This is a genomic window from Aminobacter sp. HY435, from assembly GCF_027568395.1.
Lineage (GTDB): Bacteria > Pseudomonadota > Alphaproteobacteria > Rhizobiales > Rhizobiaceae > Aminobacter.
In genome coordinates this window covers 1-20,998 of record NZ_JANKZL010000010.1, presented here as the reverse complement: position 1 = coordinate 20,998, position 20,998 = coordinate 1, and the positions used below count along the sequence as shown (strand labels likewise).

The following is a 20,998-nucleotide window of genomic DNA, read 5'->3' as shown; positions in this document are numbered from 1 at the left end:
GCCATAAGGCTCGACCATCGAAATTGCGCTACAATGTAGTGAACCTTGCTGCCTGGCCTGGGCGCGGCAAGTCATCGCCTGATGACGCGCACCAATTTTGATGGTGCAGCCGCCCAAAACAATGGTCGGGCGGGGGAATTTGAGCAGGACTGGAGTTTGGATGACCGCCTGGAAGCAGATTGTCTTGGCACTTGTCATCGTACTCGCCGCAGCGACCGGCTGGGTGCTGTTCGTGCCCGGCTCGGGTGACGTTCTGGCACGCTGGGGCATCGATTGGGCACAGGCATCGACAGGCGCCGCAGCCGACCAGGCGCAAGCCACGAACGGCAACGGCGCCAGGCGACAGGATGGCCGCCCTGGCCAGCCCCAGACCCCTGTTGTCACACAGCCCGTCACCACAGGCACCATCAACGACCGGCTTGCTGCGATTGGCACCGGACGCGCCCTGACATCGGTGGCGGTCAACCCGTACTCGACCGGGCGCTTGACCGAAGTCGCGGTCAATTCGGGCGACAAGGTCGAGACCGGCGCGGTCATCGCCAAGCTCGACTCCGACTCCGAGGAGATTGCGCTCGAACGCGCCCGCATCGCCCAGGGCGATGCAGAAGCCTCGCTTGAACGCATTAAGGCGTTGCGGACATCGAACACGGCCACCGCAGTACAGCAGCGGGAGGCCGAACTCGCGGCCGACAATGCGCGGCTCGCCGTCCGCGATGCGGCGCTGGCGCTGGCGCGCCGCACCATCACCGCGCCGATTTCAGGCGTCGTCGGCATCATGCCGGTCGAGGCCGGCAACTACGTGACCAGCCAGAGCACCATGGCCACCATCGACGACCGCTCGCGCATTATTGTCGATTTCTGGGTGCCGGAGCGCTTTACCGGCATGATTGCGGTCGGCGCGCCGCTTTCGGCAAGCTCGGTGGCCCGCCCCGGCCAGGCCTTCGACGGCGAAGTCAGCGCCATCGACAACAGGCTCGACGAGCAAAGCCGGACGCTGCGCGTTCAGGCTCGCCTCGACAATGAAGACGACATGCTGCGCGCCGGCATGTCATTCCAGGTCGAGATGCACTTCCCCGGCGACACCTTTCCCTCGGTCGACCCGCTGGCCATCCAGTGGGGCGGCGACGGCGCCTTCGTCTGGGCGCTGGCCAACGGCAAGGCCAAGCGCGTGCCGGTCCGCATCATCCAGCGCAACACCGACTCGGTTCTCGTCCAGGCAGCCCTCACCCCCGGCGACGAGGTCGTCACCGAAGGCATCCACACCGTCCGCGAGGGCGCCGACCTGCTGATTGCCGGCCGCGAGCCGGCCGCCAGCGGTTCGTGAGCGGGAACCCGACGATGAGCACCGTCCAGAACGACAACGCCGAAAAAGGCATCACGGCACTCTTCGTACGCCGTCCGGTACTCGCCTTGGTCATCAACACGCTGATCGTCGTTGCCGGCCTTGCCGCATGGTACGGCGTCGAGGTGCGCGAACTGCCTGACGTCGACCGGCCGGTCATCACGGTATCCACCAGATATTCCGACGCTGCCGCCGAAATCGTCGACCGCGAGGTAACGGCCGTCGTCGAGGGCGCCGTCGCGCGCGTCACCGGCGTCAAGTCGATTTCGTCGAGCTCGTCCTACGGCAACAGCCGCGTGACCGTCGAATTCAACGACGGCGTCGACCTCAACGTCGCCGCATCCGACATGCGCGATGCCGTCGGACGCGTGACCAACTCCCTGCCCGACGACGCCGATGCGCCGCGCATCGTCAAGGCCGACGCCAATGCCGACGCGGTGATGCGGCTGGCGGTCACCTCGGACACGATGCCGGTCGAGGACATGACCATCCTGGTCGAGGATCAGGTCGTGGATACGCTGGCCGCAGTCGATGGCGTCGCCGACGTCCAGACCTATGGCGACCGCGCCAAGGTCTTCCGCGTCGACATCGACCAGGCACGGGTCGCCAGTCTGGGCCTGACCCTCGCCGACCTTTCCAATGCGCTGGCGAGCGTCTCCTTCGACGCGCCGGCAGGTTCGCTGACAGCCGGCAGCCAGGACCTGATCGTCCGGGCCAGCGCGGCGGTGACAACGCCCGAAGCCTTCGAGAGCATCATCATCAACGGCAAGACCCGGCTCGGCGACGTTGCCAAAGTGACGCTGGGCGGCGACCCCGGCTCGACCTCGCTGCGCTCCGACGGCAAGACCGGCATCGGCATCGGGATCGTGCGCCAGGCGCAGTCGAGCACCCTCGACATCTCCAAGGGCGTTCGCGCCGCCGTCGAGAAGATCCAGCCCACGCTGCCCGAGGGCATGACCATTCGCGTGACTTCCGACGACGCCACCTTCGTCCAGGGTGCAATCCACGAAGTCGAAATCGCGCTCGTCCTGTCGGTGACGATCGTGCTTCTGGTCATCTACGTGTTCCTGCAGGATTGGCGCGCCACGCTGATTCCCGGTTTCGCCATGCCTGTGGCGCTGATCGGCACCATCGCCGGCATTTATCTCGCCGGCTTCTCCATCAACATCCTGACCCTGCTGGCGCTGGTGCTGGCGACGGGCCTCGTCGTCGACGACGCCATCGTCGTGCTCGAAAACATCGTGCGCCGCCGCAACGAGGGCATGGGGCCGCGCGCCGCAGCGGTGCTTGGCACGCAGGAAGTATTCTTCGCGGTGGTCGCGACGACAGCCACTCTTGCTGCGGTCTTCATCCCGATTTCCTTCCTGCCCGGCCAAACCGGCGGCCTGTTCCGCGAGTTCGGTTTCGTGCTGGCAATGGCGGTGCTCCTGTCGTCGATCGTCGCCTTGTCGCTGTGCCCGATGCTTGCCTCGCGCATGCTGACCGAAAAGGCCATCGAGCACTCGCATTCCGGCATTCTCGGCAAGCTCGGAACCAGGCTCGCCGCAATCTACAAGCGCTGCCTGATTGCCTGCCTCAACGCCCCGCTGATCGTGATCCTGGTGTCGGTGCTGTTTGCCGGCGCTGCTTATGTCGCCTTCGGTTCGGTGCGCCAGGAACTGACGCCGACCGAAGACCGCGCGATGGTGATGCTGCGTGTCTCGGCGCCGCAAGGTGTCAGTCTCGACTACACCGCCTCTCAGTTACGCCTGATCGAGGGCTTGATCGAACCGCTGCGCAAGTCGGGAGAAATCGAGAGCACCTTCGTCAGCGCCGGCATCGGCAACAACAACAACAGCGGCTTCATGGTTCTGTCGCTGGCGCCGTGGAGCGAACGCACACGCACCCAGCAGCAGATCGCCGCCGACATCACCTCTCGCACCAGCCAGGTGCCCGGCGTCCGCACCACCGTCGGCCAGGCCAATAGCCTGGGCATTCGCGGCGCCGGCAACGGCCTGCAGTTCGCGCTCGTGGGCAACAGCTATGCCGATCTCGGCGTCGCCGCCGCCAAGGTGCTGGCCGAGATGGAGAAGGACCCGCGCTTCCGGCAGCCGCGCCTCAGCACCGACGCCAACCAGCCGCAGCTTTTCGTGACCGTCGACCGCGACCGCGCCTCCGATCTCGGCATCGACATCACCGGCCTGTCGCCGGCGCTGCAGGCGATGCTCGACGGCCGCAAGATCGCCAGCGTCTTCATCGAGGACCGCAGCTACGACGTGAAGCTCGTCTCGACCACCAGTCCGATCAACGATTCCACCGATCTCGAAAACGTCTTCATCCGCACCGGCGACGGCCGCTTCGTGCCGGTTTCGACGATCGCATCGCTCAGCGAACGCGCCGTGCCGCCGTCGCTGTCGCGCGAGCAGCAGCAGCGCTCGGTGGCGATCACCGCAAACCTTGCCGACGACTTCGCGCTGGGCGACGCCCTGACCAGGGTCGAGGAGATCGCAGCCCCTGTGCTGCCGGCCGGCAGCCGCCTGTTGCCGCTGGCGGAAGCTGCGACGCTCAACGAAACCGGCAGCAGCATGCTGACCATCTTCGGCTTCGCCATCGTCATCATCCTGCTTGTCCTTGCCGCGCAGTTCGAAAGCTTCGTCAGCGCCATCATCATCATGGCGACCGTGCCGCTGGGCCTCGCCTGCGCCGTCTTCGCGCTGATCCTGACCGGCACCTCGCTCAACGCCTACAGCCAGATCGGCCTGGTGCTGCTGGTCGGCGTGATGGCCAAGAACGGCATCCTGGTCGTCGAATTCGCCAACCAGTTGCGTGACCGCGGCCTCGGCGTGCGCCAGGCGATCGAGGATGCGGCGACGATCCGCCTTCGGCCCGTGATGATGACGATGATCTGTACGGTGCTGGGCGGCGTGCCCCTGGTTCTGGCGCAGGGCGCCGGCGCCGAAGCGCGCATCGCTCTCGGTTGGGTGATCGTCGGCGGCCTGGGCCTCGCGACGGTCTCGACGCTGTTCCTGACGCCCGTCGCCTACCTGCTGCTCGGTCGCTTCATCACGCCCAAGATCGCGGAAGAAAGCCGCCTGAAGCGCGAGCTCGAAGAAGCCGCCTATGCTGGCGTGGAACCTGCCGAGTAGCTTCCGGTCTATTAGTGGTCGATCTGCGCCGGTTTTGCCGCCGCAAACGATGACATCGGCAACGGGTTTCTGTATCAGTCGTCCCGATTGGCAATTTTTCTAATTCAGGACGGGCAAGCATGGCCGTGAATTCGATCACGCTCGACGAACTTCAGGCCAGCATCGGCAAGGAGATCGGCGTTTCGCCGTGGCGTACAGTCACGCAGACGATGATCGACCAGTTTGCGGACGCCACCGACGATCATCAGTTCATCCATTGCGATCCCAAACGCGCCGCTGCCGAAACGCCTTTCGGCGGCACCATCGCGCACGGTTTCCTCACCCTGTCGCTGCTGTCGGCGATGACCTTCGACACCTTGCCGTCGGTCGACGGCGGCAGCATGGGCATCAACCAAGGCTTCGAGGAGCTCAAATTCGTGGCTCCGGTGAAGACCGGCTCGCGCATCCGCACCCGCTTTGTGCTGTCCAGCCTCAAGATCCGCCCGTCGGGCTGGATTCAGGCGACGCACGAGGTGACGATCGAGATCGAGAACTCCAAGAAGCCGGCCCTGACGGCACGCTGGCTGACGATGACCTTCGTAGAGCCCAAGCGCGAAACTGCCTGAACAACTCGGCGACAGCCATCCCGCGGCCTAGCCCTGATGGACTAGGACGCTCGCCTTGCCGCATCTTGGGGCCGCGTATAAAGTCGCCGGCTTCGAGTGAGAGAAAGTCAAGCAGGCGGAAAAATTGCCGAGCAGCGCTGCAAGCCGACGTGAACTCCAGAAGGCCGAACTCCGGGCCGAACTGGTGGCAGCAGCCCATGCGCTGGTGCGCGAGGAAGGCTATGACGGGCTGACCATCCGCAAGCTCGCCACCAGGGTCGGCTACGCGCCGATGTCGGTTTACTCCTACTTCGCCGACAAGCACGAGATCCTGATGGCGCTCGCCGAGGACGCCTTTGTCGATCTGGCCAGGCGCATGCGGCAGAACCAGCCCGCCGATCCCCTCGACGCGGTCCGGGCGGCGCTGTCGGAATATGCCGAATTCGGCCTCGGCAACCCGAATGAATACCGGACGGTGTTCATGACCGAAAAACCGAAGCACCCGGCAAAAGAAACCTTTGCACAGATGGAACGCGAGAACCCGGCGTTCCGGATCATCGTCGAACGTGTGGAAGCCTGCATCGCGGCAGGCAGGTTGAAGGGCGACGCGCGCGCCATCGCGACGGCGCTCTGGACCGTTGCGCACGGCGCAATCTCGCTGCTCATCACCTTCCCGTTCTATCCGTTCGGCGATCCGAAAGCCTATGTGATGCGGGTCGGCGACCTTGCCCTGGCCGGACTGGCCAACGGCGAGACCGCCCCGCTCACCGACCAACCCGGCAGCTGCTAGCAACTGCCCACGGGCATCTTTAGTGCCTCTCAGTGCCTGACAAAAACGAAAACTCCGTACGCGTACGAAATCATCTTGCAGAGCGCATGGTGCGGCCGTATTTGTAAGGCGGTCCGTACGTGTACGGCAAAACCTTACGGAGATGATGATGAAACGGACAGTTTTGGCACTGGCGACCGTGATCGCCGCGACCGGTTTTGCAATGGCAAAAGACGCTCAGGGGGCCAAGCCGCGCGCCCCTGCCGCCTGCACGCAGACAATGAAGCAGAAGCTCGACTGCACGCCAACGGGATCGATCAGCCAGGACAAGCCCCCTGCGACCACCAACTCGATTGGCGACCAGAAGCCGCGCCTGGGCATCGGCATCGATCCCTGGATCATGCCGACATTCAACTGAACCGCACCGGATCACCCGGCCGCGCGCTTCAAACAAGGCAGGCCGCCCTTTCGGGGCGGCCTGCCTTGTTTCCCGAGCTGAGGTTTCGCTTTCCTGCGAATCGCAAAAACGCTCTATCTTCTTGTCCTGACGCCAGTCCGAACGGAAAACCGCATCACACGTTTCGTGGAATTACTCTAGCTCGTCTGCCTGGCCGGCGAGCCGGGAATGGAAGACACCGTCACCGAAACCGGGTCACTCGCTGGAAAGCTGTCTTCAAGGCCTTCGTCCAGTTCCTGCTGCAACACCTGCTGGTCCTTCGGGCGGTCGTCGCTGCGCCGGGCGCGCCTCTGTCGCTTTGGCAGCATCCGGCTGTCTGGCTCGGAATTCAGAGACATGTCTTGATCCTCGATTGATCGTCGAGGAACTAACGTCCACCCTGCTCCGAAGTTCCGAACTTCAACCGCGCGCCGCTTCCGACAAGAAGCCGTAGACGTAGTCGGAGAACGAGCGCCAGCACTCGACGCGGAAAGCATCCTCGCCGGTCCTGAGCAGCACGATCTCGACCTTGCCGAGCACCGTGCGCGAACATGCGCCGACCGGGAAGGCCTGCAGCGACAGGTCCTGCGGGCAGCCGGCATTGATCACCAGGGCGGCATTCGGACCGGCGACAGCTATGCCGACGTTGCGATGGGAGACATCGACCGCCGAGTGCAGGCCCTTGACCGAGCTGCAATCGGCAAGGAGGTCGGCGCCGGCCTCGTCTATCACCAGCCATTCGTCCGGGCCGAGCCAGAGCGCGAAACGGCCGTGCTTCGCAGCCGAAGTCTTGGACTTCTGCGGCAAGGTCACGCCGAGCGCCCTGGACAGGGCAGCGACAGCGGCTGGCCGGGCGCGCAGCGACATGCGGCCAGCCGGCTCCAGAACTTTCAGCGAAACGCCCTGCCCGCCAATGCTCTTGCCGGCAAGGGCCGGGCTTCTGGTGGCCGTTGCAAGCTTAGCCATTGAGGCGGTCTCCCTTTTCGTCGAAGAACACGGCACCGGTGACTTCCACTTCGATGACGCCATCCGGCATCGGCACATAGAGCGTCTCGCCGAGCCGGTCGCGCCCGCCTGCCACCAGCGCCAAGGCGATCGAACGGTCGCAATTGGCCGACCAGTAGCTCGACGTGACATGGCCGATCATCTTCATCGGGATTGCCTGCTTGGGGTTCTCGACGATCTGCGCGCCCTCTTCGAGCACAGTGCGCGGATCCTTGGTCTTGAGGCCGACAAGCTGCTTGCGGCCCTTGGCCAGTAGGTCGGGGCGCATCATGCCGCGAATGCCGACGAAGTCGGTCTTCTTCTTGCCGACGGCCCAGTCGAGGCCGGCGTCATTGGGCGTGACTGTGCCGTCGGTATCCTGGCCGACGATGATGTAGCCCTTCTCGGCGCGCAGCACGTGCATCGCCTCGGTGCCATAGGCACAGGCGCCATGCTTCTGGCCCTCGGCCCACAAAGCTTCCCAGACGGCGCGCCCGTAGTCGGCAGGCACGTTGACCTCGAAGCCGCGGTCGCCGGTGAACGACATGCGGAACAGCCGGGTCGGTACGCCGCAGATTTTGCCCTCACGCACCGACATATGCGGCATGGCCTCGTCGGACATGTCGATGCCCTCGACCAGCGGCTCGATGATTTTTCGCGAGTTGGGGCCTTGGACGGCGATGACCGCCCAGTGCTCGGAGATCGAGGTCAGCCAGACGTCGAGATTGGGGAACTCGGTCTGGAGATAGTCCTCCATGTGGTTCATCACGCGGGCTGCACCACCGGTCGTGGTGGTGACGTGAAAGCGATCCGCCGCCAGCCGGCCGACCACACCGTCGTCATAGATAAAACCGTCCTCGCGCAGCATGATGCCATAGCGGCAGCGGCCGACTTCGAGCTTCTCCCACGGATTGGTGTAGAGCAGTTCCATGAACTTCGCGGCGTCCGGGCCGACGACCTCGATCTTGCCGAGGGTGGAGGCATCGAACAGGCCGGCCGATTTGCGCACGGTGACGCATTCACGGTCGACGGCGGCGTGCATGTCTTCGCCCGCGCGCGGAAAATACCAGGCGCGCTTCCACTGGCCGACATCCTCGAACACCGCACCATGGCTCTCGGCCCAGCTGTGGGTCGGGGTCTTGCGCGTCGGGTCGAACAGGCCGTGGCGGGCGTGATTGACGATGGCACCGAAGGTGACCGGCGTGTAGGGCGCGCGGAACGTGGTGAGGCCGACCTGCGGAATCTGCTTGTCCAGTGCTTCGGCCGCGATGGCGAGACCGTGCATGTTGGAGGTCTTGCCCTGGTCGGTGGCCATGCCATTGGTGGTGAAGCGCTTGATGTGCTCGATCGAGCGCATGCCTTCATGAACCGCCTGGCGGATGTCCTTGGCGGTGACGTCGTTCTGGAAGTCGACGAAGGCCTTGACCGTGGTGCCGGCACCGGCACCCGGCCCGGCGCCGAGCATGCCGCCGGTCCAGCCTTCGGAGGCCTCGACCTTCAGCGCCACGCCCTTGGACGACTTGGCACCAGCGTCGCGGGCGGCATTGGCACCCGCCTCGAGCGCCTGCGCGACGGTATCCTCAAGCGAGTCGGAGCCGTTGCACGCACCGATCGAGACGCAATCCTGGGCGTAGGTGCCGGGCAGGAAGCGCTTGGTGGCGTCGTCGAAGGCGACCTTGCCGCGCGACTGCGAGAACATGTGCACCGACGGCGTCCAGCCTGCCGACATCAGGAGCGCGTCGACGGCGATGGTGCGTTCGGCACCGCCGCCCTTGGCCTGCACGGTCATCGACTTGATGCGCTGGCTGCCATTGGCGCTGGTGACGGCGCGGCCATGATTGACCTCGATGCCGAGCGCGCGTGCCTCGTCGACGAGTGGGCCGGCCGGGTTATCGCGCAGGTCGACGATGGCGGCGACGCCGACGCCCGCCTTCTTGAGGTCGATTGCGGCGGCATAAGCGCTGTCGTTGGCGGTGTAGACGCCAACGTTCTTGCCGACGACGACGCCGTAGTGATTGAGGAAGGTGCGCGCGGCGGAGGCCAGCATGACACCCGGCCGGTCGTTGTTGGCGAACACCATGTGGCGCTCGATCGCGCCGGTGGCGATGACCACGCGCTTGGCGCGGACCTGCCAAAGCCGCTCGCGCGGCTCGTCGCGGCCGGGACGCGCCAGATGGTCGGTGACGCGCTCGACGAGACCGACGAAGTTCTGGGCGTAGTAGCCGAAGGCGGTGGTGCGCGACAGCACCGTCACATTGTCCATCGCCGCGAGTGTCGCCACCGCACCTTGCGCCCAGCTCCAGCCGTCCTGGCCGTCGATCACGGCACCCTTTTCGAAGCGCAGCGCACCGCCGAATTCGGCCTGCTCGTCGCAGAGGATGACGCGCACACCGGTCTCGGCGGCGGCCAGCGCCGCGGCGATACCGGCAGCGCCGCCGCCGAGAACCAGCACCTCGCAATGCGCGTAATGCGCCGCGTAATGATCGGGATCGGGCTGATCGGGCGCAACGCCGAGGCCGGCAGCCGCCCGGATGTTGGGCTCGTAGAACTTGTGCCAGGCCGCCTTCGGCCACATGAAGGTCTTGTAGTAGAAGCCGGCCGAGAAGAACGGCGAGGCGAGGTCGTTGACCGCGCCGACATCGAAGGAGAGCGAGGGCCAGCGGTTCTGCGAGTTGACCGTCAGTCCGTCATAGAGTTCCTGCACGGTGGCGCGGACGTTGGGCGTCTTGCGGGCGGCGTCGCGCTCGACCGTCACCAACGCGTTCGGCTCCTCGGCCCCGGCGGACAGGATGCCGCGCGGACGATGATACTTGAACGAGCGGCCGACGAGATGCACGCCATTGGCGAGCAGCGCGGAGGCGACGGTGTCGCCGGCAAGACCAGTCATCGCCTTGCCGTCGAAGGTGAAGCGCGCTGTCTTGGCAGGCGTCAGGCGGCCCTGGCCGGAAATGCGGTAGGAACCGGCCATCATGCCTCTCCCTTGGTCGAGCGTTTTGCCCTGGGCTTCTCGTTGAGCTGGTCCGGTGGGCGGTTGGCCCAGGCGGCGGGTCCGGCCTCGCTCGACAAGGTCGCAATGTCGGGCTTCGGCTCGCCGGCCTTGTAGGTCAACAGGAAGCGGTCGGTGATGGTGTCGCGCGCAACGTTGAAGAAACGCGCGCAGCCGTGGATGTGGCGCCAGCGTTCGAAGATCACGCCTTTCGGGTTCGAGCGGATGAAGAAGAATTTTTCAAAATCCTCGTCGCTCTCGGCGGCGATGTTAGTCGAGCGCGCGATATGCGCCTCGCCGGCGTTGCGGAATTCGAGCTCGGGGCGCTCTTCCTCGCAATAGGGGCAATGGATCAGCAGCATCTCGACCTCAAAGAAGCGTTGTAGAAAGGGCGTGGCATAAACTGCGAGCTCAGTTGCAAAACATCAGCAAGAGTAAAGACGGACAACATCAATTACGGCCCTGCTTTCTTGAAAGAACCCTTGGGTCGTCCGTGATTAGGAAAACAAAACGGTAAAATGGCCAAGTGTGCATGTACGCGTAGCGCGGAGAGTCAAAATATCCACGGAGATACATCGTCGTGCCCGCCCGAGGCATTACCCCAAACCACCCGAGGAAAATAAATGTAAACACCCCTAGCAAAGAAAATAGACCGCTGAGAACAGCCCGATCTTCTGAACTTGCTAGGCCGAAGTGCAAGGCAAGCGGACCGACGACGGCAACGAGACCCATTCCAGCCAGAGCGGCGAATCCGACTTTAGCAAAGGATATGTTCTGCTTCCGGGTCACGAACGCTACACCCTCAGTGCGCCACGGCGGCGGCTGCCGCTTCGTCGATCAGGCGGCCGGTGCGGAAGCGCTCGATGGTGAAGGGCGCGTTGATCGGGTGCGGCTCGTCGCGCGCGATGGTGTGGGCAAAGACGTTGCCCGATCCAGGCGTCGCCTTGAAGCCGCCCGTGCCCCAGCCGCAATTGACGTAGAGCCCCGGCACCGGCGTCTTGGCCAGGATCGGCGAGCGATCCGGCGTGACGTCGACGATGCCGCCCCACGAGCGCAGCATCTTCATGCGTGTGAACATCGGGAACATCTCGCAGATGGCGTCGAGCGTGTGGTTGATGATGTGCAGGCCGCCGGTCTGCGAATAGGAAATGTACTGGTCGGTGCCCGCACCTATCACCAGTTCGCCCTTGTCGGACTGCGAGATGTAGGCGTGCACTGTGTTCGACATGACCACGCAGGGGAACACCGGCTTGACCGGCTCCGACACCAGCGCCTGCAGCGGATAGCTTTCGAGCGGCATGCGCACGCCGGCCATGTTCATGATCACAGAGGTGTGGCCGGCGGCAACGACGCCGACCTTCTTGGCGCCGATGAAGCCCTTCGAGGTCTCGACGCCCGAGACGCGGCCGTCCGCCGTGCGGCGCACGCCGGTCACTTCGCAGTTCTGGATGATGTGGACGCCGCGATCGGAAGCGCCGCGGGCATAGCCCCAGGCAACCGCATCATGGCGGGCGGTGCCGCCGCGCCGCTGCAGCGACGCCCCGACGACCGGGTAGCGCGCGTCGGCGGAAATATTCAGCGGCGGGCAGTACGCCTTGGCTTCTTCCGGCGTCAGCCACTCGTTGTCGATACCGTTCAGCCGGTTGGCATGGATATGGCGCTTGAGCACCTGCACGTCGTGGACGTTGTGGGCCAGCATCATGACGCCGCGCGGCGAATACATGACGTTGTAGTTCAGGTCCTGCGACAGCCCGTCCCAAAGCTTGAGCGCGTGATCGTAGATCCCGGCCGATTCGTCGTAGAGGTAGTTGGAGCGGATGATGGTGGTGTTGCGGCCGGTGTTGCCGCCGCCGAGCCAGCCCTTTTCGAGCACCGCCACATTGGTGATGCCGTGCTCCTTGGCCAGATAATAGGCGGTGGCAAGGCCATGGCCGCCGGCGCCGACGATGATGACGTCGTATTCGCTCTTCGGCTCGGGCGAGGACCACTGTTCCTCCCAGCCCTTGTGTCCGCGCATGGCCTCTCTGGCTATGGCAAAAACCGAATATTTCCGCATTTTTTCAGGGCCTCGCAGGTGCCGGAAGCTTGTGAGCGCGAGGTGTAGCACTAGCGAAAAGGCGCTGTCACCCTTGCCCTGTTTGCGACGGCGTCTGCCGCTTTGCGCCGCCATCGATACCGCCCATCAGGGCGCATGTATCGGGTGGCCCTTCGATCCCCGAATTGCGACCTGTCCATCAGAGCCGGACGCTTCCGGCCGGAATGCCACAGGAGGCAAACATGTTTGAACTGAATGGAAAAGTCGCAATCGTGACGGGAGCAAGCTCGGGCATAGGCCGGGCAACGGCTAGACTGTTCGCCGACCAAGGCGCGAGCGTCGTGCTCGCAGCGCGCGGGGCGGCGGGTCTGGAAGCGCTGGCCAGGGAAATCCGGGCCGAAGGTGGCGAAGCGCTGGCGCTGGCCGGCGACGTCAAGGATGAAGGTTTTGCGCACGCCCTCGTCGAGCTTGCCACGACCGAGTTCGGCGGCCTCGACATCGCCTTCAACAATGCTGGTTCAGTGGGCGAGATGGGCGACACGACCGGCCTGTCCACACAGGGCTGGCGTGACACGCTCGACACCAACCTGACCAGCGCCTATCTCGGTGCCAAATACCAGATCCCTGCGATGCTGGAACGCGGCGCAGGCTCGCTGATCTTCACCTCGACCTTCGTCGGCTACACGGTCGGCATGCCCGGCATGGCCGCCTATGCCGCGTCAAAGGCAGGGGTCATCGGCCTGACCAAGGCACTGGCAGCGGAGTTCGGCCCGCGCGGCATTCGCGTCAACGCCTTGCTTCCAGGAGCTGCCGACACTCCGGCACTGACGGCCAACACCCCGGAAGAACGTGTCTTCGTCGAAGGACTGCACGCATTGAAGCGCATTGCCCGGCCCGAGGAGATCGCGCAATCGGCGCTCTACCTCGCCTCGGAAGCCTCGAGCTTCACCACGGGTGCTGCCCTGCTTGCCGATGGCGGGGTGTCGATCAACCGGCTTTGAGCGGCTTGCCCTCCGATCAGGCCGCGCCCAAGCGCGCGGCCTTCATGTTCGGCAGGAAGATGGTCAGCAGGCCGAGCAGCGGCAGGAACGAGCAGATCTTGAAGACAAACTCGATGCCGCGTGCGTCGGCCACCACGCCCAGCACGGCGGCAGCTATGCCGCCGATGCCGAAGGCGAAGCCGAAGAAGATGCCGGCGATGAGGCCGACGCGCCCCGGCACCAGCTCCTGGGCGAAGACGACGATGGCCGAGAAGGCCGACGCCAGGATCAGCCCGATCAGCACCGTCAGCACCTTGGTCCAGAACAGGTCGGCATAAGGCAGCACGAGCGTGAACGGCAGCACGCCGAGGATCGAAAACCAGATCACCGTCTTGGCGCCGAAACGGTCGCCGATCGGACCGCCGAGGAAGGTGCCGAGCGCCGCCGCACCGAGGAACAGGAACAGCAGATACTGCGATTCCTGCACCGATACGCCGAAGCGCTCGATGACATAGAAGGTGTAGAAGCTCGACAGGCTCGCCGTATAGGCCTGCTTGGAGCATACCAGGATGGCAAGCACCACCAGCGCCGACATCACCTTGCGGCGCGGCAACGGGTTGAACAGCGTCGGCGCGGCGCGCTTGGCGGCACTGACGATGTGGCGGCTGTACCAGATGCTGACACGGATGAGCACGATGATGCCTACCATCGCGGCTATCGAGAACCAGGCGATGCCGCCCTGCCCCAAAGGCACGACGATGAAGGCGGCGAGCAGCGGCCCGAGCGCCGAGCCGAAATTGCCGCCGACCTGAAACAGCGACTGGGCAAACCCGAAGCGGCCGCCGGAAGCAAGGCGTGCGACACGCGACGACTCGGGGTGGAAGATCGCCGAGCCCAGGCCGACGAAGGCCGATCCGACCAACAGCATCTCATAGCTGTGCGCGAAGGCCAGCGTCAGGAGGCCGATGAGCGTCAAGCACATGCCGACGGGCAGCGAGAACGGCAGCGGCTTCTTGTCGGTGTACATGCCGATGACCGGCTGCAGCAGCGACGCGGTGACCTGGAAGGTCGTGGTCAAAAGGCCGATCTGCCAGAAGTCGAGTTTGTAGTCGTTCTTCAGCATCGGATAGAGCGACGAGATCAGCGACTGCATGACATCGTTGAGGAAATGGCTGAAGCTGACCGCAAGCAGGATCGCCAGCACCGTGCCATCGGCGGACGACGAGCGGGCGGGCATGGCTGTATCGGTCACGGCGTAACTCCGGGCGCATTTCAAGGGACAGGGCTGACATAGACCCGGAGGCCACGCCTTTCATGGTGCACGCTGCGGTACTGTACGGTCCAGCTGTCAGTCTCTGGCAGCACCCGCAAGGGCAGCAAAGCGGCCTGGCGTGATGCCGAAGCGGGCGCGGAAGTGACGCGTCATATGGCTCTGGTCGGCGAAGCCGGAAGCCGCCGCAGCCTCGGCCAACCCCTCGCCCGCGGCCATGAGCGAGCGCGCATAAGCCAGCCGGCGCCCGACGAGATAGCGGTGCGGCGAGGTACCGATCAACCGGCGGAAGGCACGGGAAAGCTCGAAGCGGTCGAGACCAGTGATGCGCTCGAGATCGCCTGAGGTTGCCTGTCGGTCGAACTCCTCGGCCAGGAACGAGCGGGCTGCCGCGACCTCGTCGACGGGGAGCGAACTCGCGCGATGCGGCCTGGCATCGTCGCTGCGGCGCGCGAGGTGGGCGGCGACATCTGATATGAAGGCGTCGGCCTGCAGCGGCTCCATCGGATTGGGGAAATCGGTGAAGGCATCGTCGATCAGGGCGGCAAGCTCGGTGTCGCGCTCGACCACTCCAGGCACGAAAGGCAAGAGCCTGTCGCGGCCGAGCGCCCGGCAGACGAGCCAGGGTTCGATGTAGAGCATGCGGTAGGAAAAACCTTCGGGCGCTCCGGCATGGCCGTCATGCACCTCGTCGGGATGGATGACCATGCACTCGTCCTGGACGCTCATCCTGTCGCTGCCGCGATAGCGGAAGGCCTGCGCGCCCGACAGCGTGTGGCCGACGGCATAGGTCTCATGGCGGTGAAGATCGTAGGCGTGGCCGCCGAAGCGCGCGACCAGCCGCTGCAGCCCGTGGACCGGTTCGTCGGTGGCGATGAAATCTCTGATCATCAGGCGGGTCCGTGCTGGCTGAGACCGCAATGTCGTGGCCCTTGCACAAACGTTCAAGATCCCGGTGCCTGGCGCGGCTAGCCTTGGGCCATGATGTACCCGACCAAGACCGCCCTCATCCTCCTCGACGAACTTGCCGCCTGGCAGAAGGTGAACGTCTCAGCCTTCCTGGCCGGCGGGCTGATGCATGGCTATCCCGAGATGGCCGGCGAACCCTACAAGGACAATGACGACAACTTCTATCTCGCGATGATCCGCGAACCGGTTTTCGTCTATGGCGCGGACAGCCAGACGATAAGGCGGACCTTCGAGCGGGCGCGTTCGCGCGGGCTGGCGTTTTCGATCTACACGCGGCCGCTGTTTGCAACCAGCAACGACGCCGACAACCGCGCCTCGGTGGCAGCGACGCCGGCCGCCGAGCTCGACATAGTCGGGCTCGGCCTGCACGGCGACCGCAAGCTTCTGGACAAGATCGTCAACGGCCTGAAGTTTTTGGCCTAGCGCAATTCCAGGAAAAGTGTGACGCGGTTTTCCGTCCGGATTGCGCCAAAGGACGGTTATTTGCCGGCCGCCAGCCGCTTGGAGATCGGCGCGAACTCCGGCGTCGGCTTGCGCTTGACCGGGTCCGGCTCGTTGTTGTCCATGGCCTCCCAGTATTTCCAGTTCACCTTGCCGGCGCCGAGCTCGTAGTCCATGCCGTCCCAGGCGTCCTCGCGGAAGCTGTAGAAGGCCCAGTGCAGCTTGTCCTCGTCGAGCCTGGTCAGCACGTCCTCGAGATATTGCGTGCAGAACGGCAGGCGGCGCATGCAGCCGAACTCGCCGGCAACGACGCGGTTGCGGGCGATGCCGCGGCTGTCGGCCCAGTCGACCGGCTGGTCGAGATAGGCCTTGACGCGCTCGGCATCCCATTTTTCCTCGCCTTCGCCAAAGGGCACATTGCCCGGATAGGCATAGGGCTTGTCGCGCTTCATGTTCGGCGCGCTGGTGGCGGCGTAGGGCTCGTACATATGGAAGGAGTAGAGCACGCGCTTGTCGGCAAGTCCCGCCGGCCAATAGGAAAACGCATCCGCCGCCGCATACCAGCCCGCATCGGCCATGACCGGCGTCAAGGGATCGACCTCGCGAATGGCGGCAATGACCGTCTCGTAGAACGCCCTCAGGTCGCGCGCGCTGCCGGCATTCTGCGTGTACCATGACCGCATCTCGGCGATAGTGGCATGCTCGGCGAGACCGCCCTTCTTTTCCGGCGCGGGCTCGTTGACGATGTTGTAGGCGGCGACCGCCGGATGGTCCTTGAGTTCGCTCGCCAGGTCGCGCCAGAAGGCGGCCGCCTGCTCCCACCAGGCCTTGTCCTGCCAGATACGGCCGTCGAACTTGTTGTCGTTGTTCTGGGCCCAGCGCATGCCGGGCAGCGACAGCGGCGCGATCACCACCTTGAGCCCGGCCTTGTCGGCGCGGTCGAGCACGTCCCTCAGCGTCTTCACGTCCGAAGCGACCAGGCCTTCATATTTGTCGGCGGTGCCGATGAGGAAGTCGCGCTTGCCAGGCTTCCACTTGTCGTAGGACAGCCGCACCCAGGTGGCGCCATAACCGCGCAGCGCGTCGAAATAGGCTTGGTCAGGCGGCAGCCGGTTGAAGCTGTTGCCGCCATGCTGGGCGGTGTCCCAGAAGTCGATCAGATCAGCGGCATGCGCTGCAGGCGCCGCGGCGGCAAGCGCGAGGGCTAGGAAAATGGTGCGCATCATGAAGGCCTTGCATGTCTGGCGAGAAGGTGGGAAACGCTTGCTCGGCGATGAATGCGGCGGAAGTAGGCGCGTCGCGCCGACCCGGCTTTCTCCACAGCCCATGAAATAAGGCCTTGGCAGTGGACAAGCAGGCATGATTCTGCTATCAGCCGCCCACAATTCGCGGTGGAAACCATCGCGGAGGCATCGTGGCTATTGCCATTAGCCTTAGGATTTCGAACCCGAAAGACAGGATCACACGTGCAGGTACTCGTCCGCGATAACAATGTTGACCAGGCGCTTCGCGCGCTGAAGAAGAAAATGCAGCGCGAAGGCATCTTCCGTGAAATGAAGATGCGCGGTCACTACGAGAAGCCTTCCGAGAAGCGCGCCCGCGAAAAGGCTGAAGCCGTTCGCCGCGCTCGCAAGCTGGCTCGCAAGCGTGCCCAGCGCGAAGGCCTGCTGCCCAGCACGCCGCGTCCGGCTGCTGCTGCTGGCGCTGGTGCGCGTCCGGCACGTTGATCTGCCAATCTTTGGTCCTTTTCGAAGGATAACGACGAGGTGGGGCGATTCTTTATCGCCACCACCTTTTTGTTTTGGTCCGGGCGCCAGCCGGACGTCGCGCCACCTGCCCGGGGCGCAAGCGAGGGACAAGCAGCGATGAACGCAGTCATGAGCACCCGCAAGCCATCGGTCCGCGGAGGCGCCGTGACGGCTCTCATGCTGATCGCCCTGGCCGCAGCCGGCTGCCAGTCCGGCGGCCCGGCCGGCGAGCTGACCCGCATCGACACCATGCAGGGTTCGAGCGAGAACATCTCCTCGCTTAGCGCCGTCATCTCGAGCAACCCGAACGACCCCGAAGCCTACAATGTGCGCGGCTCGGCCTATGGCCGGGGCGGCAAGTATCGCGAGGCGCTGGAGGATTTCGACCGCGCCCTGCAGCTCAACCCGAGCTACTACCAGGCCTATTCCAACCGTGCGCTGATCCACCGCTTCATGGGCAACCAGCCGGCGGCGCTGGCCGACTACAACAAGGCCATCCAGCTCAACGCCTCCTATGACGCCGCCTACATCGGTCGCGGCAATCTCTACCGCAAGGCAGGCCGCACGCAGGACGCCTTCAACGATTTCCAGAAGGCGATCGAGCTCGACACCACCGATCCCCGCGCCTACCACAATCGCGGCCTGATCTACCAGCAGCAGGGCCAGCATGCCTTCGCCATCGAGGACTTCTCGAAGTCGATCTCGCTCTCGCCCGACGCCGCCGAACCCTACAACGGCCGCGGCCTGTCGTACCTCGCCACCAATGACGAGGAAAACGCCTTCGCCGACTTCAACATGGCGATCAAGCTCGACGGCAAGATCGCCGAAAGCTGGGCCAACCAGGCGCTGATCTATGAGCGCCGCGGTGATAAGGCAAAGGCAGCAAAGTCGTATTCGGAGGCGGTGCGCCTCGACCCCAACTACAAGCCCGCGGTCGACGGACTTGCCCGCACGAGAGCCGGCGCGTGACACCTCTTCGCCGCGCCGCCGCCGGCAACGCAGCTTGACCTTGAACCCGCGCAGGCCCCTCCCCGGGAAGCTATCCGGAGAGGCTGCGTGCAAGCGCAGGCAATGCGAGCCTTGAACTGCCTGGTTGTCCTGGCCCACCCGCTGGCTGAATCGCTGAACCGGCATTTTGCCGAGGTCGCGGCCGCCGAATTGACGGCAGCGGGTCACAAGGTGACGTTGCTTGATCTCTACCAGAGCGAATTCGATCCCCGCCTGACGTCAGCCGAACGCAACTCCTACTACAGCGAACGATTCGACGCCGCCGCGCTCAACGCCCAGGCCGCGGCGCTGCGCGAGGCGGAAGTTCTGGTGCTGGTTTTCCCAACCTGGTGGTTTGGCTTGCCGGCGATGCTGAAGGGGTGGATCGACCGCGTCTTTTCGCCCGGCATCGCCTTCGACCACGGCAAGGATTACGGCCCGATCAGGCCGCTGCTCTACAAGCTTCACCATGTCGTCGCCATCACCACACTGGGCAGCCCCTGGTGGGTCGACCGGCTGGTGATGCGCCGTCCCGTGCGCCGCATCCTCAAATGGGGCGTGTTCGGCGCCTGCGCGCCCAAGGCGCGCTTCGCCATGCTGTCCTTTTATGCCGCAGAAAAGCCGCAGCCCGTGCGCGTTATGCGCTTCGTCGGCGAGATTCGCCGGATTTTGCGCAACTCCGCGTAGCCGCGCCCGTCTCCAGCGGAACCTTTCAGCGGCTATCCGGTTGATATCGCTTCATGACTGAAAGGAACCTCCCATGAAAAAGCTCCTCGTCGCGGCTCTTGCGATCCTGCCGATTTCGGCTCCCGCATATGCCCAGTTCGGCGCCAAGCTCGGCATGCTCAGTTGCACAGTCAATGGCGGAACCGGCTTCGTCATCGGCTCGACCAAGGACATGCAGTGCACCTTTACGCCGGCCTTCGGCAAACGCTCGCAGGAAGTCTATTCCGGCCGGATCAACAAGTACGGCGTCGACATCGGCACCACCACAGGCGGCGCGCTTGAGTGGCTGGTATTCGCCCCGACCCGCGACGTCTACGATACCGGCGCGCTCGCCGGCAACTATCTTGGTGCGAGCGCGGAAGCGACCGTTGCGGTCGGCCTTGGCGCCAATGTCCTGGTCGGAGGATCCCAGCGATCCATCGCCCTTCAGCCGGTCAGCCTGCAGACCCAGACCGGCCTCAACGCCGCCCTTGCCATCGGCGCGCTGCAACTGGCCGCGCCGCTGAAATAACCAGCGCTCCTCCGCGCCCGGCCATCGCCCGGGAGCGGAGGTTTCGCCACAACACTATTTCTGGAATTGCGGGACAGCGCCTTTGTTCGACCACGTCGGCTTTCGCGTTGGCACTCCGGGACCTCGCGCTCTGCAATGAACTGCTACGGCGCGTATGTCCTTGACCCTGACGGCAACAACATCGAGGCCGGCTGCCGCAATCGACAGCAGGCGGCTGTACCTTTCGCGACGACCAGATTCCGGGCATCCCTGCGCCGGCTGGATGGCCAACTCGGAGGGACGCGCATGCCAGAAACCGCCAGCCTCATCGCATTTGCGGCCATCGCACTCGGCATGGTGCTGACGCCGGGGCCGAACATGATCTACCTCGTGTCGCGTTCGCTCAGCCAGGGGCCCAAGGCCGGACTGATCTCTCTCGGCGGCGTGGCGCTCGGCTTCATCGTCTACATGCTTTGCGCTGCCTTCGGCATCACGGCACTCGTGCTCGCCGTGCCCTACGCCTATGACGCGATCCGCTTCGCTGGTGCCGCCTACCTGCTCTGGCTCGCCTGGCAGGCGCTGCGCCCGGGCGGCCGCTCGCCGTTCCAGCTGCGCCAGCTGCCGCGCGACACGCCGCGCAAGCTGTTTGCCATGGGCTTCCTGACCAACCTTTTGAACCCGAAGGTCGCCGTGCTCTATCTGTCGCTGCTGCCGCAATTCATCGACCCGGCCGACGGCAGCGTGCTGACCCAGCTTCTCATCCTCGGCACGATCCAGATATCGATCAGCATCACCGTCAACGCCATTATCGCCATCTCGGCGGGCTCGATCTCAAGCTTCCTCGCCGACAACCCTGGCTGGGTAGCGGTACAACGCTGGCTGATGGGAACGGTTTTGGCCGGGCTCGCCGTGAAGATGGCGACAGAAGCGCAACGGTAACAGTCCGCTCCCCCTTCGGGCGCGCGTAGCGCCTAGAGCGGTGGACATTCAGACATATCCGGCGGCTTTGAAGTAGTTCTGGCATTCGGTTGGCGGGTAGAGTGTGCAGATGTCGCCGATCGCCTGCCAAAGGCCGTCGATGGTTCGAATGGCGCGTGCCCTGAGCTGGGACTTCAACTTGGAGAAG

The 20,998-nt window shown here is 64.6% G+C and carries 20 protein-coding genes and 1 pseudogene; 12 read left to right on the top strand and 9 right to left on the bottom strand.

The window, feature by feature from the left end; genetic code table 11:
* Window positions 1–160: 160 nt before the first annotated feature.
* The 5 genes from PCJ21_RS15540 (at window position 161) to PCJ21_RS15520 (ending at window position 6,238) form a co-directional block, all read left to right on the top strand.
* The gene (locus PCJ21_RS15540; RefSeq protein WP_269932329.1) at window positions 161–1,324 is read left to right on the top strand and encodes an efflux RND transporter periplasmic adaptor subunit; all 1,164 of its coding nucleotides are present in this window, start codon (window positions 161–163) and stop codon (window positions 1,322–1,324) included.
* A 14-nt stretch (window positions 1,325–1,338) separates the two neighbouring features.
* On the top strand, window positions 1,339–4,467 hold the full coding sequence (locus PCJ21_RS15535) for an efflux RND transporter permease subunit (RefSeq protein ID WP_269932328.1): 3,129 nt from the start codon (window positions 1,339–1,341) through the stop codon (window positions 4,465–4,467).
* A 119-nt stretch (window positions 4,468–4,586) separates the two neighbouring features.
* Entirely contained in the window at window positions 4,587–5,072 is a 486-nt protein-coding gene (locus PCJ21_RS15530) for a MaoC family dehydratase (protein WP_269932327.1), read from the top strand.
* A 124-nt stretch (window positions 5,073–5,196) separates the two neighbouring features.
* The gene (locus PCJ21_RS15525; protein WP_269932326.1) at window positions 5,197–5,841 is read left to right on the top strand and encodes a TetR/AcrR family transcriptional regulator; all 645 of its coding nucleotides are present in this window, start codon (window positions 5,197–5,199) and stop codon (window positions 5,839–5,841) included.
* A 148-nt stretch (window positions 5,842–5,989) separates the two neighbouring features.
* Window positions 5,990–6,238: a DUF680 domain-containing protein gene (locus PCJ21_RS15520; RefSeq protein WP_269932325.1), complete on the top strand. Its 249-nt coding sequence runs from the start codon at window positions 5,990–5,992 to the stop codon at window positions 6,236–6,238.
* A 176-nt stretch (window positions 6,239–6,414) separates the two neighbouring features.
* Here PCJ21_RS15520 and PCJ21_RS15515 read toward each other — a convergent pair whose 3' ends face one another.
* The 5 genes from PCJ21_RS15515 to PCJ21_RS15495 all read right to left on the bottom strand — a co-directional run bounded on the left by PCJ21_RS15515 (window position 6,415) and on the right by PCJ21_RS15495 (window position 12,282).
* Complete coding sequence (locus PCJ21_RS15515; RefSeq protein ID WP_269932554.1) at window positions 6,415–6,615, bottom strand: hypothetical protein; 201 nt, start codon at window positions 6,613–6,615, stop codon at window positions 6,415–6,417.
* A 61-nt stretch (window positions 6,616–6,676) separates the two neighbouring features.
* Window positions 6,677–7,222 carry a sarcosine oxidase subunit gamma gene (locus PCJ21_RS15510; protein ID WP_269932324.1) on the bottom strand — a complete coding sequence of 182 codons (546 nt, stop codon included), beginning with the start codon at window positions 7,220–7,222 and terminating at the stop codon, window positions 6,677–6,679.
* The gene (locus PCJ21_RS15505; RefSeq protein WP_269932323.1) at window positions 7,215–10,208 is read right to left on the bottom strand and encodes a sarcosine oxidase subunit alpha; all 2,994 of its coding nucleotides are present in this window, start codon (window positions 10,206–10,208) and stop codon (window positions 7,215–7,217) included. The genes PCJ21_RS15510 and PCJ21_RS15505 overlap by 8 nt, the downstream gene beginning before the upstream one ends.
* Window positions 10,208–10,588 carry a sarcosine oxidase subunit delta gene (locus tag PCJ21_RS15500; RefSeq protein ID WP_269932322.1) on the bottom strand — a complete coding sequence of 127 codons (381 nt, stop codon included), beginning with the start codon at window positions 10,586–10,588 and terminating at the stop codon, window positions 10,208–10,210. The genes PCJ21_RS15505 and PCJ21_RS15500 overlap by 1 nt, the downstream gene beginning before the upstream one ends.
* Before the next feature lie 440 nt (window positions 10,589–11,028).
* Window positions 11,029–12,282 (bottom strand): sarcosine oxidase subunit beta, encoded by a 1,254-nt coding sequence (locus PCJ21_RS15495; protein ID WP_269932321.1) that lies wholly within the window; start codon window positions 12,280–12,282, stop codon window positions 11,029–11,031.
* A 221-nt stretch (window positions 12,283–12,503) separates the two neighbouring features.
* On the opposite strand from PCJ21_RS15495, the gene PCJ21_RS15490 reads away from it, so the two are divergent.
* Entirely contained in the window at window positions 12,504–13,262 is a 759-nt protein-coding gene (locus tag PCJ21_RS15490) for an SDR family oxidoreductase (RefSeq protein WP_269932320.1), read from the top strand.
* A 16-nt stretch (window positions 13,263–13,278) separates the two neighbouring features.
* On the opposite strand, the gene PCJ21_RS15485 is transcribed toward PCJ21_RS15490, so the two are convergent.
* Together PCJ21_RS15485 and PCJ21_RS15480 are read right to left on the bottom strand one after the other, a co-directional pair.
* A complete protein-coding gene (locus PCJ21_RS15485; protein ID WP_269932536.1) occupies window positions 13,279–14,478 on the bottom strand; it encodes an MFS transporter in 1,200 nt (399 codons plus the stop codon).
* 111 nt (window positions 14,479–14,589) lie between these two features.
* On the bottom strand, window positions 14,590–15,402 hold the full coding sequence (locus PCJ21_RS15480) for an AraC family transcriptional regulator (protein WP_269932319.1): 813 nt from the start codon (window positions 15,400–15,402) through the stop codon (window positions 14,590–14,592).
* Window positions 15,403–15,492: 90 nt separating this feature from the next.
* On the opposite strand from PCJ21_RS15480, the gene PCJ21_RS15475 reads away from it, so the two are divergent.
* Window positions 15,493–15,903 (top strand): DUF2000 domain-containing protein, encoded by a 411-nt coding sequence (locus tag PCJ21_RS15475; protein WP_269932318.1) that lies wholly within the window; start codon window positions 15,493–15,495, stop codon window positions 15,901–15,903.
* Between the two features lie 56 nt (window positions 15,904–15,959).
* Here the strand turns inward: PCJ21_RS15475 and PCJ21_RS15470 are convergent, their stop codons facing one another.
* The gene (locus PCJ21_RS15470; RefSeq protein WP_269932317.1) at window positions 15,960–17,147 is read right to left on the bottom strand and encodes a glycoside hydrolase family 5 protein; all 1,188 of its coding nucleotides are present in this window, start codon (window positions 17,145–17,147) and stop codon (window positions 15,960–15,962) included.
* A gap of 240 nt (window positions 17,148–17,387) precedes the next feature.
* Here PCJ21_RS15470 and rpsU point away from each other — a divergent pair, with 240 nt between their 5' ends.
* The 5 genes from rpsU to PCJ21_RS15445 all read left to right on the top strand — a co-directional run bounded on the left by rpsU (window position 17,388) and on the right by PCJ21_RS15445 (window position 20,811).
* Complete coding sequence (gene rpsU / locus PCJ21_RS15465; RefSeq protein WP_055979876.1) at window positions 17,388–17,648, top strand: 30S ribosomal protein S21; 261 nt, start codon at window positions 17,388–17,390, stop codon at window positions 17,646–17,648.
* Window positions 17,649–17,786: 138 nt separating this feature from the next.
* On the top strand, window positions 17,787–18,638 hold the full coding sequence (locus PCJ21_RS15460; protein ID WP_269932316.1) for a tetratricopeptide repeat protein: 852 nt from the start codon (window positions 17,787–17,789) through the stop codon (window positions 18,636–18,638).
* Window positions 18,639–18,740: 102 nt separating this feature from the next.
* On the top strand, window positions 18,741–19,343 hold the full coding sequence (locus tag PCJ21_RS15455; protein ID WP_442866023.1) for an NAD(P)H-dependent oxidoreductase: 603 nt from the start codon (window positions 18,741–18,743) through the stop codon (window positions 19,341–19,343).
* A gap of 73 nt (window positions 19,344–19,416) precedes the next feature.
* On the top strand, window positions 19,417–19,893 hold the full coding sequence (locus PCJ21_RS15450) for a DUF992 domain-containing protein (protein WP_269932314.1): 477 nt from the start codon (window positions 19,417–19,419) through the stop codon (window positions 19,891–19,893).
* A 285-nt stretch (window positions 19,894–20,178) separates the two neighbouring features.
* Window positions 20,179–20,811 carry a LysE family translocator gene (locus PCJ21_RS15445; RefSeq protein WP_269932313.1) on the top strand — a complete coding sequence of 211 codons (633 nt, stop codon included), beginning with the start codon at window positions 20,179–20,181 and terminating at the stop codon, window positions 20,809–20,811.
* 48 nt (window positions 20,812–20,859) lie between these two features.
* Here PCJ21_RS15445 and PCJ21_RS15440 read toward each other — a convergent pair.
* Window positions 20,860–20,998: pseudogene (locus PCJ21_RS15440) on the bottom strand (IS630 family transposase); the annotation flags it as partial.

Bases quoted from the DNA above. Each gene is read 5' to 3' on its own strand.
- PCJ21_RS15540 (WP_269932329.1), top strand. From the start codon at position 161: ATGACCGCCTGGAAGCAGATTGTCTTGGCACTTGTCATCGTACTCGCC.
- PCJ21_RS15535 (WP_269932328.1), top strand. From the start codon at position 1,339: ATGAGCACCGTCCAGAACGACAACGCCGAAAAAGGCATCACGGCACTC.
- PCJ21_RS15530 (WP_269932327.1), top strand. From the start codon at position 4,587: ATGGCCGTGAATTCGATCACGCTCGACGAACTTCAGGCCAGCATCGGC.
- PCJ21_RS15520 (WP_269932325.1), top strand. From the start codon at position 5,990: ATGAAACGGACAGTTTTGGCACTGGCGACCGTGATCGCCGCGACCGGT.
- PCJ21_RS15515 (WP_269932554.1), bottom strand. From the start codon at position 6,615: ATGTCTCTGAATTCCGAGCCAGACAGCCGGATGCTGCCAAAGCGACAG.
- PCJ21_RS15510 (WP_269932324.1), bottom strand. From the start codon at position 7,222: ATGGCTAAGCTTGCAACGGCCACCAGAAGCCCGGCCCTTGCCGGCAAG.
- PCJ21_RS15505 (WP_269932323.1), bottom strand. From the start codon at position 10,208: ATGGCCGGTTCCTACCGCATTTCCGGCCAGGGCCGCCTGACGCCTGCC.
- PCJ21_RS15500 (WP_269932322.1), bottom strand. From the start codon at position 10,588: ATGCTGCTGATCCATTGCCCCTATTGCGAGGAAGAGCGCCCCGAGCTC.
- PCJ21_RS15495 (WP_269932321.1), bottom strand. From the start codon at position 12,282: ATGCGGAAATATTCGGTTTTTGCCATAGCCAGAGAGGCCATGCGCGGA.
- PCJ21_RS15490 (WP_269932320.1), top strand. From the start codon at position 12,504: ATGTTTGAACTGAATGGAAAAGTCGCAATCGTGACGGGAGCAAGCTCG.
- PCJ21_RS15485 (WP_269932536.1), bottom strand. From the start codon at position 14,478: ATGCCCGCCCGCTCGTCGTCCGCCGATGGCACGGTGCTGGCGATCCTG.
- PCJ21_RS15480 (WP_269932319.1), bottom strand. From the start codon at position 15,402: ATGATCAGAGATTTCATCGCCACCGACGAACCGGTCCACGGGCTGCAG.
- PCJ21_RS15475 (WP_269932318.1), top strand. From the start codon at position 15,493: ATGATGTACCCGACCAAGACCGCCCTCATCCTCCTCGACGAACTTGCC.
- PCJ21_RS15470 (WP_269932317.1), bottom strand. From the start codon at position 17,147: ATGATGCGCACCATTTTCCTAGCCCTCGCGCTTGCCGCCGCGGCGCCT.
- PCJ21_RS15460 (WP_269932316.1), top strand. From the start codon at position 17,787: ATGAACGCAGTCATGAGCACCCGCAAGCCATCGGTCCGCGGAGGCGCC.
- PCJ21_RS15455 (WP_442866023.1), top strand. From the start codon at position 18,741: ATGCGAGCCTTGAACTGCCTGGTTGTCCTGGCCCACCCGCTGGCTGAA.
- PCJ21_RS15450 (WP_269932314.1), top strand. From the start codon at position 19,417: ATGAAAAAGCTCCTCGTCGCGGCTCTTGCGATCCTGCCGATTTCGGCT.
- PCJ21_RS15445 (WP_269932313.1), top strand. From the start codon at position 20,179: ATGCCAGAAACCGCCAGCCTCATCGCATTTGCGGCCATCGCACTCGGC.